Genomic DNA, 14,493 nt, shown 5'->3' with positions numbered 1-14,493 from the left:
GGCGGGGGAAAACGTCGCGGCCGCGGGCCGGGCCGGCTGCTGCGCCTGGTCGCGGACCTGCTCGGCCACGGCGACCAGCCCGCCGGCGACCTCGGCCCGCAGCTCGGCGTCCCACCGGTCCAGCCGGTCCGCCGCGGTCTCGCCGGCGGACGTCTTCGCGCGGCGCGTGCCGAGCGCGGCCTGCTGCCGCATCCGGGACAGCTCCAGCGCGTTCGGTGCCCGGCCGTGTGCCCGCTCGAACTCGGTGACCCGCCCGGCGAGTGTCCGGTTGATGTGGGCGGACCGCTCGCTGAACAGGTCCATGACGGGCTGGTCGATGCCCTCGATCTCGCGGGCCTGTCCGTCTGCCCGCATCACCCACCGGACACCCAGCCGGCGGGACAGCTCCTCTTCCATCACGCGTTCACCGATCGCGCCGGCGGCCTGCTTCCACGCGTGGATGGCGCGCGAGTCCAGCGCGCGGACCTGTCCGTCCGGGCAGACGACCCGGTTCAGGATCGCGTTGTGGATGTGCTGCTGCGGGTCGTGGTCGCGGCTGTCGGACTGGTGGAAGCTGGCGACGGTCCAGTCGTGCGCGTCGGTCCACCGGCCGGCGCCGGCGCCGTGCCGGCCGGTGCGGGCGTACCCGGCCCGGGCCGACAGCTCGGACAGCATCGCCTGGTTCCCAGCCCACAGGGCCGCCTCGACCTCGGCCCGCATGGCTGCCCACATGCCCGCGCGCACGTCGTCGCCGGCCCGCTGCGCGTCCAGCTCGGCCCGCTGCAGCGCGGTGTGCATGACGGTGAAGCTCTTGACGGGGGAGAAGGTCGCGTCGACGAACATCACCGGCTGGCGGGTCTTCTTGCGCACCTCGAGCTCGATCTCACGCACCCGCTCCGGCAGCGCACCAGGCTCCGCCGCCAGGCGCTCGGCCACCAGCTCCTCCTCGCTCTTGAACCTGCCGGGCGCCCGACCGAGCGTGGCCGCCTGGTCCCGGGTGGCCGGGTCGGCGAACTTCGGGTCCCGCGGGTCGCGGAACTCGCTGTAGATCGCCGTCATGACGTCGTTGCCGACCTCACCGACCAGGCCGAGCGCCTCCGCGCCGGTCCCGGACCAGCGGCCCGGCGGCTCGCCAGCCGTGGTCGCGTCGAGGTAGTAATTCTCCCGGCCCTGGGCCACTTGCCCCGTCAAGTACTCGGCGGAATGGCCACTGGAAATGCTGAGCATAAAGAGTTCCCCTACTGCGGAAGAAACACGCTCCGCGGGTCTGAATTTACCTATTCGATCAGAGATGCCTAGGTGTGATTCTGAAACTGACCAGGGTGAGACGATCCTCGGTGGTCGTGCACGGACAAATGATCATGCAGCGGTCCGAGTGTGCTCTCTGGTGTCAGCATCCATCGTGATTGCTGTTTGTCCGGGGATCTCGTGGTCTTCGGGTGTCGTGGTCACTGGTGGCTGGCTCGCGGCGACGGCTTGGATCGTGGCGCGTATGCGCTGGGCGGGGCGGGCTCCGATGTCGCAGACCTGCTGCACGCGGTAGCGGGTGATCCGTCCGCCGTTGGCGGCGGCCTCGGCGGTGAGCTGGTCGCCGTAGCGGGCCAGCAGCGCGGCATCGCTCTCGCGGGATGCGGGACGTGTCCTGCGCGCCCGCTGGCGTCGCGCTGAGCCGTCGGAGGCACCCCGCCCGACCACCGCCCGCGCCGCCGGGGGAGCCGCCACGGCCGCGTCAGCGGCCACCGGAGCGGGAGCGACGGGAGCGGTCAGCTCGACGGCGCGGTGCGCCCGGGTGATCCGCTCGCGCACGGCCTCGATCATGGCGTCGTCGGCGTACAGCGCCAGCCGGCCCAGCCGGGCCGCGTGGATCCGCTGCGGCCAGGCGCCGCGATGGACCCGCCGGGCGGTCGCGGTCATGGCGTGGATGCGGCGATCCCGGGCGACCTCGGACAGGTCGCGCTCGGTCGGCTCGATCGCGCCAAGCCGCACCAGCAGCCGGCGCGGGGTCCAGCGCCAGGACCCAGCCGGCCTGGAGACGCCTTCGGCGGTGAGCGTGGTGTGCCACATGCCGGCGGCCATGAGGGGGAGCGCCAGGCGCAGCAGCACCTCGACGAACGACTGCGAGTTCAGCGACACGATCACGCCGGCGGTCCCGGCGATCACCCACACGACGGTCCCGTGCCGGCCGGGGTGCCCGGGCGTCACGATGGCGCCGGCGGCATCCCTGACGGTGGTGCGCCGGTAGTGCGTCGTGGCGTGCATGGCCGAGCTGAGCATCGCCAGCTCGAACACGGCGAAGGTCACCACGGCGAGCACCGGCGGCAGGCCGAGCCGGTGGACGGCGACCATCCACATGCCCTCGGCGGACAGGCCGAGCACGGCGACGCCGGCGACGGTGGAGACCCACCGGTCGACGCGGCCGCGCCGGCGGGCGCGGTACAGGGTGACGGCCAACACCAGGGCCACGGCGGCGAGCACGGCGACCAGGCCGCCGCCATGCGTCCAGGTTTCGGGGTCGGTGACGGTGTCCATGAGGGTCCTCTCCTCGACAACGGATCGGCGTCCGGTCGAGCGGGGGTCGGATCCCGCCCGGGTGATGCCTTGGACGCGCGTGGTGATCACGCTACGGCAGGCAACATGATGTTGCAACATCTAGTTGCAACCATGTGTTGCAACATGAGGGTGTGAGGCGTAGGCTCGCGGTCCGAGATGTCCGAACGAGGGGAGCCGATGCCCGCCAACGACACCGAGGCGGCGGCGCTGGCCGAGCTGGACCGGCTCACCGCGAGCTACACCGCCGCGGCCGCCAATCTGGAACGCGCGAGAGCCGAACTACACGACGCCATCATCCGGCATCTGCGGGAACGCTCCGCGCCACCGGGGAAGATCGCGGACCACACGCCATACGACCGCAACCACATCGGGCGCCTCGGCCGCGCGGCCGGCGTGCCACCGATTCGAGGACAGAATCCGACCTGACATGGGCGGTCCGCAGCCGAGATCCGACCCTCGGCCGCGGACCTAGGACACCGGAGAGGACCCGGCATCCATGAGCACACAGACTAGGACTACGAACCTGCCCGCGATCATCGCCGCCGTCATCCTGACCGCCTGGGTGACGCTGTTCCTGCCCGTCCCTGGGGAGGCCAAGCTTGCCGCCGGGGCGGTCCTCGTGACCGCGCTCCTCTACCTCGTAGGGCGACTGCTGCGCCGGCACAGAGGCGCTGGGACCGGCACCGCGGCCACCATCAACCGGTGGTCGGCAAAGTCGCGGCGGCAGGGCGGGGTTGCATCGACGTGGGACCTGATCAGCCACACCTCGAGCTGGGCGATGCGGCGGCGCGCTGCAGTGCTGCGGCCATCGCTCGGTCAGCTGTCGTGGTGGCGGCGCTGGCGCACACCTGTCACCGCATACGCGACCCCGCTGGCCAAGGTCGGCCGACTCACCGTCTGGTCGCCGTGTGAGGACGTCACGCTCCGGGTCGGCGGCCCCCGCACGGGCAAGACCGGCGAGCTGGCGTGCCGGATCGCTGACGCGCCGGGCGGGGTGGTCGCCACGAGCACCCGTACGGACATCGTGGAGCTGACCGCGCCGATCCGGCAGACCCAGGGCCACCCAACGATGGTGTTCAACCCGTCCGGGCTCGGCCGATGGGCCTCGACGGTGCAGTGGTCCCCGCTCACCGGCTGCCGGGACCTCACCACCGCGCAGCGCCGCGCAGCCGACATGATCCCGCCGTCGAAGTCCGCTGACGCCGAGGTCTGGCACGTGCAGGCCCGCCGGGTCCTGGCCGTGCTGCTGTACGCGGCCGCGCTGGAAGAGCTGCCGATGCGCGCCGTGCTCGCATGGGTGTCCGAGCCGGACGCCCGGTCCGCCGACGCCGTCGACCGGGCGCTGTCGCGGGTCAAGGACGGGCCCGAGATCCGGTCGGTCCGCGCGACCGCCGACCAGTTCTTCGGGACCAACGACCGGACGCAGACGTCCATCACAACCACGCTCATGCCGGCACTCACCTGGCTCACCGACACCCGCGCGGCCGCGATCGGCGACCCTGACCCGGCCAAGGCCGGCAAACAGCTGGACCTCGACACGCTCGCCGCCGGCACCGGCACCCTGTACCTGCTCGGCGCCGAGGACGGCGTCACGGCGCCGCTGCTGGCCGCGCTCACTGCCGAGGTCGCGCACCGGGCCCGCATGCGGGCATCCGAGCAGCCACGCGGCCGGCTGGACCCGCCGCTGACCATCGCACTGGACGAGGCCGCACTGGTGTGCCCGGTGCCGCTGGACCGCTGGACGGCCGACATGGGCGGCCGCGGGATCACCATCCACGTGTCGCTCCAGTCACGCAAGCAGCTGCAGCAGCGGTGGGGCGACGAGGGCGCGGGCACCATCGTGAACAACTCGTCGTCGATCATGGTGTTCGGCGGCACCCGTGACCCCGACGACCTCGCGGCGTGGTCGATGCTGTCCGGGGAGCGCGACGAGTCCGTGAGCACGCACGACGCCGGCGGCGACCTGGCGTCGACGACTGCGCGCAAGACGCCGGTGTTGTCGCCGGCGCAGATCGCGAACCTGCCCGCGCAGCACGTCATGATCGTGCGCCGAGGTATCCCGGTCAGCGTGGGCCGTGCGGTCATGGCGTGGCAGCGGCGAGACATGCGCCGCGCTGTTCGACGAGCGCCGTACGAACCTGTCCTCGAACCCACAGCCACCACAACCGCAGCGGCGACGACCGCGGAAGGCACCGAATGAGCACCAGACGGGTACCGGAAGGCCAGCAGGCCGACGCCGACGCCGCGCCGGTCCGGGCGTTGGCCCGGCAGGTCCAGCAGCTCGCCGCCGGCGTCGCCGAGCTCACCGCGCGGACGGGCAGGGCGGAAGAGACCGCCACCCAGGCCGCCAAGGCCGTCACCACGATCAGTGAGGCCGTCCGCGACCTGTACGACCGCCAGGACAGTGGTACCGGTGACGACGGCACGGCCGGGGTGACGCCGCCGTGGTGGCTCGTCCGCGACCCCGACCAGGCCGCCGCGATCCTCACCGACCTCACCGACTGGGTGTCGGCGGTCTACGTGCGGTACCTACACGAGACCGATCTCTCCGGATGCTGGCCCTACCATCCCGACGTCGTGACCGAGCTGGCCGCGCTCCGCGACGGCTGGGAAGCCGCCTACAACGGCAAGCACGCGTCACCGGCCGCCGTGCTGGACTGGCACGACCGATGGCGCCCGGGCACCGTGCAACGGGTCACGGAGATGCTGCGGCGCTGCTCACTGGACCAGCACGCCGACGGCAAAGGATGGCTCCCGGTGGAGCGCCCCGGCGGCGAAGCCGTCGACGACGCGGCCGCCTGGTGGGCCAGCACCGGCGGCGCAGAAACCCCGCCAGCGCCATCGCGCGAGGCGGCCAAGGCCGAGCAAGACCGCCGCCGCGCCCGCGACAAGGCCCGCTACTGACCAGCTGAAACGTGCCTGCAACGGCAGAGTCCGGAAAAATACCGCTGAAGAGGTTGTCACACCGCGGCCTTGTGGTGTGGGGAGCCGCCCGGTGGCAAGAGATATCTGTAGTTCTGTTCGGCAGCCGGCACCCTGGCCCTTGACACTGTGCTCGCACCGGTCCTCGCACGCGTGCTCGCATGACATCCTCACCTACCCGCTACAGCGACAGTTAACGACGAAGTGATTCGTTTGCCAGCTGGCCACCTGACGGCGTTTCCTAGGGGCATGAGATCGCAGGACGCCCCCGACTCCTCCTCCACCGAGGATGAGGAACCACTCCCAGAGACCCCTGAAGAACGGGTTGCCGCGACACGAGCACAGCTGCTCGAGCGCACGAACCGTTCCTCCGTGCCGATCCGCCGCACGTTCGTACAGGCACCACGCGGTGCCGCCGCACGGCACGGCATGCTCTCGCAATTCGTAAGAAACGGAGATCGCCGAGCCCTTGACGCCTATTTGATGATCTTGGCGTTGACCAGCAGCGGCGGCCCGCTCGACGATAACTGGACCACGACGCACCCCATCCGGGCATGGGCACGCCTCTTCGGCACGACACTGTCCGCCCAGGAGAACTCCGCCTCGAACGCGGTCTCCAAGATCCTCTCCCGCCTCGAAGATCGACAACTGATCGGGCGGGAGCGGAAGGGCAGGGAGCGCAAGATCCAGATCCGGCTCCTTCGCGAGGACGGCTCAGGAGAGCCGTACACCCGCCCGAAGAGCGCCGACGACCGGTTCCTAAAGCTGTCCCACGCATACTGGTTGGACGGCTGGATCGACAAGCTCAGCCTCCCGGGTCTCGCGATGCTCCTCGTCGCGCTGCATGAGCGACCCAGATTCCAGCTCCCCACCGAACACGTGCCGGCATGGTACGGCTGGTCGGCGGACACCGCCGAGCGCGGATTTGACGAGCTGCGCAACCACGGGCTCCTCGGCGTCACCCGACGCAAGCGTTTCGAAGGTGGCAGCCCCACCGGGTACGTGTACGTGAACACGTACGAACTCCTGCGGCCGTTCCGGACCGCAGACGAGCGTCTCAAGGCATCGAGCGGAGGCCGCACCCCAGCAGCCACGACAACACCGACCATTGCGCAGTTCATGCAGCCAGGAGCCCTGTACTGATGGCCTGGCTTGCGCTGCTCCCAGCACGATGGATCGGCCTGGCCATCCTCTATGTGGCGTTAGCGTTCGTGATCGTGGTGGCCGTGTTCTGGAAGAGCCGACAGGACTACGCCAAAGACACGATCAAGGACCTATCGAAGATCCTCAACCCGCCTAAGCCCACATGAGCCGCGAGCCTCGTCGCATGGCAGGACCGGGGTTCTAGGACGGCGCTGGGCTGGCGGTGAGTGTCGGTGCTGGTGTGGCGTGGGGTGGCGGGCCGTAGATTGTTTCGCCGCAGGTCCAGCAGGTCCACGAGTGATAGCCGCGGCCGCCGTGGGCGCGGCCGCGCGGGTGGGCACATGCACGGGTAGGTGCTGTGCGATGCGCCGGCCTTGAGTGAGTGCCCGTTGGGGCACCGCTCCGGCGCAACGAGGACCGTCGCGGTCGGGCCGAGCTCCGGGTGGGGCGCGTACTCGCCTGGGACCGGCGGGCGGGCGGGCTGCTCGACGCGGTCGGCCGGAATCCAGACGCGCACGTAGGCGACCTGGTGACTCCATCCCCACTGGCCGGGCACGCTGACTTCGACATGGTCGGCCGTCCACTGGAACGCGTGAGTGAGGATGGTTTCGCGGTGGCCGTCGGTGAACTCGATCGTGGCGAGGACGCGGCGGATCCCGGGCGTGGGGCCGGACCAGCCAGGGGCGGTGGTCTGGTCTTGTGCGGGCGCGTAGCTGACAGGCTGAGGCTCCATAAGCGCCATATTAGAACGCATGTTCGGATGACGTCAGGGGTTCTGCTCCTGGATTTCCCGCATCAGCGGCGCCAGCTGGTGCCGGTCTTCCGCGCGGGCCTGGTCGACGTCGCGGACCGCCTCGTCGATCTCGGCGGCGGTGATCCGCAGCACCCACCGGTTGTCCTCCCGGCGCCTACTCTGCCCGATCCGGACCATGCGGCCGTCGTCGGTCTCGACCTCGGAGAAGCAGGAGACGGGGTGCTGCGCCGGCGTGTCCCTCAGCACGATCTCCAGCCCGCCGGCGGCGTCCTCGGTCGTGATTCGCAGGTTCCACCAGCCACCCCGCGCGGGCCGCCACTTGCCCACGGGCAGCGGGTCGCCGGCGAGGTCGTAGATCCCGATCACGCACGAGTCAGGCTCTCGCACCCGGACGTTGATGGCCGCCATGCCCTGGCCTGTACCCCGAATCGTGAAGCGCCGCCGGCCACCCGATCGAGCGGAGAGGCCGACGGCGGTTCTTGACGTCTACACGTCAACGACGGTGAAGGTCTCGCCGCAGCCGCCGCAGGTGATCGGAGCGGCATCGAAGGTGGTGCGGGCGGCGCGGACGATGCGCCCGCATCCGCAGGTGGCCTTGATCCAGCGGCCCTGCTTTCGGCCCGGGCTGCCCGGTCGCCGGCCCCTCGTACCGTCCCCACCGTGGACGCCGGGGCCGTCCGTGCCGCCCTGCCCGCCACCGATCAGCAGCCGCGCCCACTCGGGCAGCTCCATGGTCAGCACGATCGCGGCGTCCAGCTGCTCGACCACGTCGGCGTAGCTCTGGCGGGTCTCGTCGGTGATCTCGACGGAGGAGAAGCCCAGCGAGGCGTCTGGCCGCTCGGCCCGATACTCCAAGCCCAGCTCCTCGGCGATCGCGAGGAACCGCTTGTTGTGGTAGCGGTGCTGGCGGCTGGTGTCCTTCACCCCGCGCACCGCCGCGACGGCGTGAGTGGCCTCGTGTAGCAGCGTCTGGACGGTCTTCACCGCGCCGACCCCCAGCGTCTCTCCGGAGACGAACAGCTCGTGCTTGCGGTCGCGCTCGATGACGCCGTCGCTGTTCACGCGGAAGCGGCCGTTGGCCCAGAACTCGTGGCCGAAGTGGCCCCAGGTCAGGCCCAGCATGCCCTTGCCCGAGCCGGTGATCATCACGACGTCGGGGACCTCCGGGTGCCGCGCCTGGATGGCTCGCCAGACCGTTTCCAAGGCTGCGACGAGCTGGCTGCCGGTCTCGGTGCGGGCGATGATGGCGGTGGTGTTCATGGCGTCCCTCCGGTTGTGCCGTGCGGTCGGGGGGTGTTTTGTTGCCCCGACCGGCGGCGTGCCGGTGTCACGGCCGTGGAGGCTCGCGGTCAAGGGTCGGCCGGAGGCCGATCGCCGAAGGCGACCAAGATGTTTTTCGACAAATGCGACAGCGAAATCGAAAAAGATCTTGAGCCCTTGATCGGGAGACAGGCCGTGATACGGGCGGGTGAGACGCGGCGGCTACCTTGACGGGCTCATGGTCGCGTCACCCCAGCCACAGCGCAGCCAGCGGCCGCGAGGAGCTATTCGCCAATGGTTGTCGATCGCTGGTCTTCAAGTCCGTTCTTGTTGGAGGAGCATGAGGCCGTGGATCGCGGACAGGTGATCGGTCAGTCCGTGGTGCTGCTCTGGCTCGATGGCGATCAGAAGCAGTGGAATGGCGGGGTGCTCGGGTAGGTACAGGTCGTCCTCGCCGTGGCCGCCGGAGATCGCGTTGGGTTGGATCTCGATACGTGTCGGTGACGTGTGACCGGTGGTGAGGTAGACGCCTCGGTAGTAGCTGTCGTGTTCCTCGAAGGTCAGACCGAGGCGCTCCTCGACGATCCGGGCTAGTTCGGGCATGGAGTGTGTGCTGGTGCCATAGGTGTGGCTGGAGGTCATCGTCTGCGTCCCTTTCACACGGCGGGTTGGCGCTCGACGAGCCGACCTCATTCAACGCGGGCTCGCGCCCCCTGACGCTGGCCGGGCCGGTCGGACCATCGCGGCGTGAGGGTCCGGCACCAACAGAAAAGCCCCCGATCCGCGGGGGTTCAGGGGCCTTCCTGGCGGCCGACCCGGTGAGGGCCGGCCGGGCACTACGGTAAGTGGGCGCGGGGCCGCCGAGCTACCCGGACGGCGGGGACGGTGCTTCTTCGCGGTCGCGGAGGATGCGCACGACGGGGACCGCGACCAGGATCCCCGCCGCGAGGGCGATGGCCGCCGGCCGGTAGTCGAGCGCCCACAGGGTGACGGGGCCACCGATCCCGAGGACCAGCAGCGGCACCTTGATGGCCAGCCAGATGGGGATCGCGATCGGGCCGAGCACGAAGGCTGCGCCCACGGCCAGCAGCATGACCCAGGTGCCACGCTTCTGGGCAGCAGCGAACATGCGGCCCAGCTGCCGGAACACCAACAGCAGGTCACGCACGGCCAGCTCCGTCGTCCCAGTTCCGTTCCGTCATGGTGCCTGTACTCTCCCGCTTCGCCTCGGTGTTCATCGACGCTCAACCCCGACGATCCCGCATACATTGCACACGAGTATCCGCCGATCAGCGAGTTGACGGCCGTTGTCGCCGGTCAGCTCCTCGTGTTCGGTGACCCGCAGGCACGACCCGCAGCGCCGGATCAACGCCACTGTGGCGGTCACCGCTCCCACCCCCGGGCGCCGTACTCGTCGACGGGCACCTGCAGCAGCTCGGCACGCCGGCGTTGCAGCTCGGCCCACGACGGGCCGGTCGGGGCGACGAATCCCGAGCGCGCGTCAAGCTCGGCCAGCTCCATGCGCATCCTGACGAGCAGGTCGGACTCGGCGAGCTCCATGCGCAGCTGTGCGGCCAGGTGCTCGGCCTCGCCGTCGCGGCGCCACACCTCGGCGGCCCGTACGACGGACGCCACCCGGCGCGGGTCGAGGTCGGGCAGCGCCTCCCACTCGTCCGACCCGTACAACGGGATCTCGCCGGCGGCGGCGCCCTGGGCGATCAGGGCCTCGGCCCACTCCGCCGCGGTCACGGGGTCACCATCCGGGCGACGTCGGCGGGCAGCAGCCACAGGCCGAGGTGGCCGCGGGCCGGGAGCAGCGCGCCGATCGGTCGAGGGTCCTCGAGGACCCAGTGCCACGCGGCTGGGCGGGCCCACGGCGAGCAGCCGGTGTCGCATTCGTCGGCGTGGTGGGTGTCGACGAGCTGGACGACGCCGAGCACCACACCACGGGCCAGGTCGGTGTCCGGGCCTTCGAGAGTGCGCCGCCACTCGTAGACGACGCCGCCGGCGTACGGGTCGACCGACAGGCCGGCGTGGACGGCCAGCGCACCCCGGTATCGGGTGCGGCAGGAGCGGTTCTCGACGTTCTTGCCCAGGTGCATGATCGCGTGGGCGTGCGGCTGCTGCACGGTGAGCGCCCTCATCGGATCTCACCGCCCGACCAGAACGCGCGGGTCTTCGCGGCCTCGCCCCGCGTGCAGCCCGGGCACAGGAAGTGGCTCCGGGTGATCTGGTGGAACCACCCGGCCGGCGCGCTGCCGTCGCTCTGCCGGGACGTGACGACGCCGCAGCTCCCGCAGCGAACCGCGAGCCGGTCGACCTCGGTACGGCGGCGGCTGCGCGGCAGCCGAGCGCGGCCGACGGCCCATCGGACGGCCAGCATCAGGTTCACGGCCACTGTGACGGCGACGCCGACGATCCAGAGTCCGGTCCGAACGACCTCGATTACGAGCCGACGTACGGCGCGGTCGAGCTTGGACTGCCCGGCCGGCGCCGGCGTAACGCCCCCGGCGATCGGGGTTCCGCTGGTGACGGTGCGCAGGCGCGGCCGTCGGGTGCGGACCTCGATCGGGTCGGCGGTGATAGTGACCGGCCGGAGCGCCGGCAGGTTGTCCGTGCCCGGGCCGTCACCGGGCACATGGGTACGCTGATCCGTGGACATTGCGTTTCCTCTCGCAGGGTTTCGTGCTGTCCATCAGCCCCGGTGGGTGTTCCCGCACCTGCCGGGGCGCCTGTGTCTCTGCTCGCTCTACGGCGGCGAGCTGGCCTCGTCGTCACCTCCGATCTGCTCGCGGATCTCCGGCGGCAGCAGCGACAGCGGCACCACCGCGGCCGCCGGTCGGCCGTTGCGCGTGATGACCGTGACCTGGCCGCCGATCGCAGCCCGCGACACGACGTCGCCCAGCTGCTCTCGTGCGGTCGCCAGGCCGTACGTCCGAAGCTCACTCACCCGGCGCCCCCTTCCCCGCGTCGGCCTTGTGGCCGGCGCTCACTATGCGCTCCACTTCTTATTGATCAACATGTAATTATTGTACAGGTTGTACAGGTCGTACACAATGGTGTTTGGCGTGCTCTAACGCGCAGCTACGCGCCAAGCCGGGGGGACTCAACGGAGGAGCCGGCGGCCAACTCGCTGCTGAGCCGGCGGTGCTGCGCGCGGCGAGCGCGCGGCGGCGGCGGACGGCGGGTTGGCCCGGCGAAGGCAGGCCGTTGCGCCGGCCGCGGCGTGGCGCTGAGTCGGGGTTCGTGGTCCAGTCTGAGGAAAGAGTTGTACGGCACTGAGGCGTCATCCAGTACGGCGTGCTCCGCGCGGCGCTCGTCGGTCTACCGAGCGGCCGGCGAGCACGAGCGCGCGGCGCGTCCGAGCGCGCGAGGGCACGTGGGGCAACTGCTGGGCGGCGGGGACGACGGCGAGCTGGCCGCCGGCGGCGCTCTCCACCCCGGCGATCGGAACTCAAACAACAACGTATGCATACTATAAGTAGTATTATGGTCCCGCTCTGACGGTCCGTCAAGGACGCGCGCTTCCGCCGACGGCGTCAAACGGCACCGTGCCGACGTGGCCGTCGGCCTGTCAACGTTCAAATTCGCACCGCCCCTCACCGGGCGGATCCGCATGGCTCACCCATCGTCACCCGCGCGGCGACGCTGTCATCCGAATCCTCGGCGGCGGCTAACACCTGCGTAGCGCTGCCCGGCGGGCGTGGGTCATGGTGGGTGCACAGTGTTGTGCCCCAGCCCGATTCGGACGGGCTGGGGCACAACGCTGGTGTGAGGGGTCAGTCTGTTCCGTGTTCGGTGATGATCCGTTCCACGTCGGCCAGCTCGTAGCCCCAGCCGGTAAGGGCGGTCAGGTAGTCGGCCGCCTCACGGGTCGGGTTGCGCCACGAGTGCCGCGTGAGCGACGACTCGATCCCGGCGAGCACCATGCCGAGCGTGAGCATCTGAGCGCGTGCCGGGGTCGCTTTGTCGGCGGCCTCCAGCAGCGGCGAGTCGTCCCAGCTCGTCGGCTTGTCGTGGCCGAGCAGTTCGGCGAGCAGCTGGTTGTTGTCGCCGATGGCGCTGCCGACCGTGCGATGGGCGGCCAGCACGGTCCGGGCCACGTACTGGGCGGCGTCCTTCGGGGCGCTCTTGCGGGCGAGGAAGGTACGCAGCCAGGCCCGGCGGACCTGCTCGGCGCTGTCCCAGGCCTTGTTGGTAGCGATGAGCTGGCGGCGTTCCTCCTTCTGCTCGTCGGTCATCGGGCCGGTGACGCGCCCGTGCCGGTCGCGGTGGCCGTGTGCCCGCCAGTCCGTGCACAGCCACACCACTCGCACGTTGCCGCCCCAGCCGGGGAGGATCACCGCCGCGTGGCCGGGGCACTCGGCATGGCTGTCCTCGGTCAGGTCGTTGCCCTCGGCGTCGGCCAGGGTCCGCAGATCGGCCGCCTCCGGGTGGTGCTGTGCTTCGCGGTCAAGGACCGTCGTGCCCTGCTCGGCCAGCTCGGCGCGCTTGGCGTCGATGACCTCCTGCTCGGCGCGGTCGTCGCGCTCGCGCTGGGCGGCGTGGTCGAACCCACCGTCATGGGCGGCCTCGACCAGCCGGGCAACGGCCTCGGCGTCGTCGGAGAACTCGGCGATCACCGCCGCCTGGTCGAGGGTGAGCGCGTGGTCGGTGAGCGCCAGACTGGCGGTCTCGTTGGCGCGCACGTCCAGCGCGGTCTTGACCCTAGCCCGCTTGGCGCTGACCTTCTTGGCGATGGCCGTGGCGCTGAGACCAAGGATGGAGAGCTGCTCGTACGCCGCCGCCCGGTCGGACTCGCTGACGCCCGCCCGCTGGTCGTTCTCGACGATCTGCTTGACGATGCGGTCGATCTTCGCGGCCTTCAGGGCCTCGTCCTTCGACTTGGCCACGAGGGCGGGGACGGTCGCCCGCTCGGCCTTGATCGCGCCGAGGGTGCGGCGCTGGCCCCACACGAGTTCCACGCGGCCCTTGTTCTCGCCGTCGGCGACCCGGTACGTGACGACCGGGCTGAGGACGCCGTGCTCCCGGATGGAGTCGACGAACTCGTCGTCCAGCACCACGTCGGTGCGGATGTTCTCCCCGATGATGATGTCCCTCGGGTCGATCTCGATGATCTCTTCGTACTGCACGTTGGGGCTCCTTCCAGCCAGTTGTGCCGTGCGGTCGGGGGGTGTTCTGTCCCCCTGACCGTCGGCGTGGCTGGATCACGGCCGTAGAGGCTCGAAATCAAGGGTCGGCGCAGCCGATCGCGCAGCGACGCCATGATGTTTTTCGGGCTAATGCGATAGCGGGCCCGAAAAGGATCATGGCGCCCTTGATTTTGAGTCGGCCGTGATACAGGCGGGTGAGACGCGTCGCCCAGCGCGATGGGCTCTCGGCTCGCGACCCCCAACCACAGCGCGGGCGGACGGCGGGACGAGACACGTGCTGACGCGCGATGGAGCCGGACACGCCCCTCATCACGGAACCCTCGGCCGTCGGCGCTAACACAGCGAGGTCGCCGTGACTGTTCTTGGTGTCGGGTGCCGACGAGGCGCCCCTACCCAGAAGGAGGACCGTTCGATGAACACGGTCTCGCCCACGCCCAGTTGCAACGGCGGTTGCTCGTCGCCGCGCACCGTCGTCATCATCAGCCAGAGCACCCTGGCCGGCACGGCCGGCCACTACTTGATCACGGACTCGATTCCCGCGGGCATCATCGGCGCCGTCGCCTCGCTGATCGTGGTGGCGATGATGACGGCCCACAGCAAGCTCCACCGGCTGAAGTAGAAAGATCTTGGAACAAGTCCTAACGGAACGCCACGCTGCGGACTGTTGTTGGTTGGACGGGAACGCGTCCAACCATCTGAGGAACAAGGAAACGGAGGTTCGATGGCTCACGA

At 70.2% G+C, this 14,493-nt stretch carries 17 protein-coding genes; 6 read left to right on the top strand and 11 right to left on the bottom strand.

What is annotated here, in order from left to right:
• Both mobF and E1262_RS27285 read right to left on the bottom strand, forming a co-directional pair.
• On the bottom strand, positions 1–1,206 hold a 1,206-nt coding region (mobF, locus tag E1262_RS27290), incomplete at its 3' end, for a MobF family relaxase (RefSeq protein WP_275261825.1).
• A 132-nt stretch (positions 1,207–1,338) separates the two neighbouring features.
• Complete coding sequence (locus E1262_RS27285) at positions 1,339–2,508, bottom strand: hypothetical protein (protein WP_132107505.1); 1,170 nt, start codon at positions 2,506–2,508, stop codon at positions 1,339–1,341.
• Positions 2,509–2,706: 198 nt separating this feature from the next.
• On the opposite strand from E1262_RS27285, the gene E1262_RS27280 reads away from it, so the two are divergent.
• From E1262_RS27280 to E1262_RS30620, 5 genes are all read left to right on the top strand, one after another.
• Positions 2,707–2,955, top strand: coding sequence for a hypothetical protein (locus E1262_RS27280; RefSeq protein WP_132107504.1), 249 nt, complete (start codon positions 2,707–2,709; stop codon positions 2,953–2,955).
• A gap of 70 nt (positions 2,956–3,025) precedes the next feature.
• Positions 3,026–4,729, top strand: a complete 1,704-nt coding sequence (locus E1262_RS27275) for a type IV secretory system conjugative DNA transfer family protein (RefSeq protein WP_132107503.1) — start codon at positions 3,026–3,028, stop codon at positions 4,727–4,729.
• On the top strand, positions 4,726–5,433 hold the full coding sequence (locus tag E1262_RS27270) for a hypothetical protein (RefSeq protein WP_132107502.1): 708 nt from the start codon (positions 4,726–4,728) through the stop codon (positions 5,431–5,433). Before E1262_RS27275 ends, E1262_RS27270 begins: the two co-directional genes overlap by 4 nt.
• Positions 5,434–5,700: 267 nt before the next feature.
• Entirely contained in the window at positions 5,701–6,594 is an 894-nt protein-coding gene (locus E1262_RS27265) for a hypothetical protein (RefSeq protein WP_132107501.1), read from the top strand.
• Entirely contained in the window at positions 6,594–6,761 is a 168-nt protein-coding gene (locus E1262_RS30620; RefSeq protein ID WP_162606110.1) for a hypothetical protein, read from the top strand. The genes E1262_RS27265 and E1262_RS30620 overlap by 1 nt, the downstream gene beginning before the upstream one ends.
• 599 nt (positions 6,762–7,360) lie before the next feature.
• Here the strand turns inward: E1262_RS30620 and E1262_RS27260 are convergent.
• The 9 genes from E1262_RS27260 to E1262_RS27220 form a co-directional block, all read right to left on the bottom strand.
• Positions 7,361–7,756, bottom strand: a complete 396-nt coding sequence (locus E1262_RS27260; protein WP_132107500.1) for a hypothetical protein — start codon at positions 7,754–7,756, stop codon at positions 7,361–7,363.
• 78 nt (positions 7,757–7,834) lie between these two features.
• Complete coding sequence (locus E1262_RS27255) at positions 7,835–8,608, bottom strand: hypothetical protein (RefSeq protein ID WP_132107499.1); 774 nt, start codon at positions 8,606–8,608, stop codon at positions 7,835–7,837.
• A gap of 315 nt (positions 8,609–8,923) precedes the next feature.
• Positions 8,924–9,250, bottom strand: a complete 327-nt coding sequence (locus tag E1262_RS27250; RefSeq protein ID WP_132107498.1) for a hypothetical protein — start codon at positions 9,248–9,250, stop codon at positions 8,924–8,926.
• Between the two features lie 223 nt (positions 9,251–9,473).
• Positions 9,474–9,776, bottom strand: a complete 303-nt coding sequence (locus tag E1262_RS27245) for a hypothetical protein (protein ID WP_132107497.1) — start codon at positions 9,774–9,776, stop codon at positions 9,474–9,476.
• 215 nt (positions 9,777–9,991) lie between these two features.
• A complete protein-coding gene (locus E1262_RS27240) occupies positions 9,992–10,357 on the bottom strand; it encodes a DUF2742 domain-containing protein (RefSeq protein ID WP_132107496.1) in 366 nt (121 codons plus the stop codon).
• Positions 10,354–10,752 (bottom strand): ASCH domain-containing protein, encoded by a 399-nt coding sequence (locus tag E1262_RS27235; RefSeq protein ID WP_132107495.1) that lies wholly within the window; start codon positions 10,750–10,752, stop codon positions 10,354–10,356. The genes E1262_RS27240 and E1262_RS27235 overlap by 4 nt, the downstream gene beginning before the upstream one ends.
• Complete coding sequence (locus tag E1262_RS27230) at positions 10,749–11,270, bottom strand: hypothetical protein (RefSeq protein WP_132107494.1); 522 nt, start codon at positions 11,268–11,270, stop codon at positions 10,749–10,751. The genes E1262_RS27235 and E1262_RS27230 overlap by 4 nt, the downstream gene beginning before the upstream one ends.
• 87 nt (positions 11,271–11,357) lie before the next feature.
• Positions 11,358–11,558: a type II toxin-antitoxin system Phd/YefM family antitoxin gene (locus E1262_RS27225; protein WP_238993072.1), complete on the bottom strand. Its 201-nt coding sequence runs from the start codon at positions 11,556–11,558 to the stop codon at positions 11,358–11,360.
• An 829-nt stretch (positions 11,559–12,387) separates the two neighbouring features.
• Complete coding sequence (locus E1262_RS27220) at positions 12,388–13,740, bottom strand: ParB/RepB/Spo0J family partition protein (RefSeq protein ID WP_132107493.1); 1,353 nt, start codon at positions 13,738–13,740, stop codon at positions 12,388–12,390.
• A gap of 433 nt (positions 13,741–14,173) precedes the next feature.
• Between E1262_RS27220 and E1262_RS27215 the strand changes: the two genes are divergently transcribed.
• Positions 14,174–14,380 (top strand): hypothetical protein, encoded by a 207-nt coding sequence (locus tag E1262_RS27215; protein ID WP_132107492.1) that lies wholly within the window; start codon positions 14,174–14,176, stop codon positions 14,378–14,380.
• Positions 14,381–14,493: the final 113 nt, after the last annotated feature.

The organism is Jiangella aurantiaca (assembly GCF_004349105.1).
Taxonomy (GTDB): domain Bacteria; phylum Actinomycetota; class Actinomycetes; order Jiangellales; family Jiangellaceae; genus Jiangella; species Jiangella aurantiaca.
Note: the sequence above shows the minus strand (reverse complement) of the source record. Positions and strands in the feature narration are given on the sequence as shown.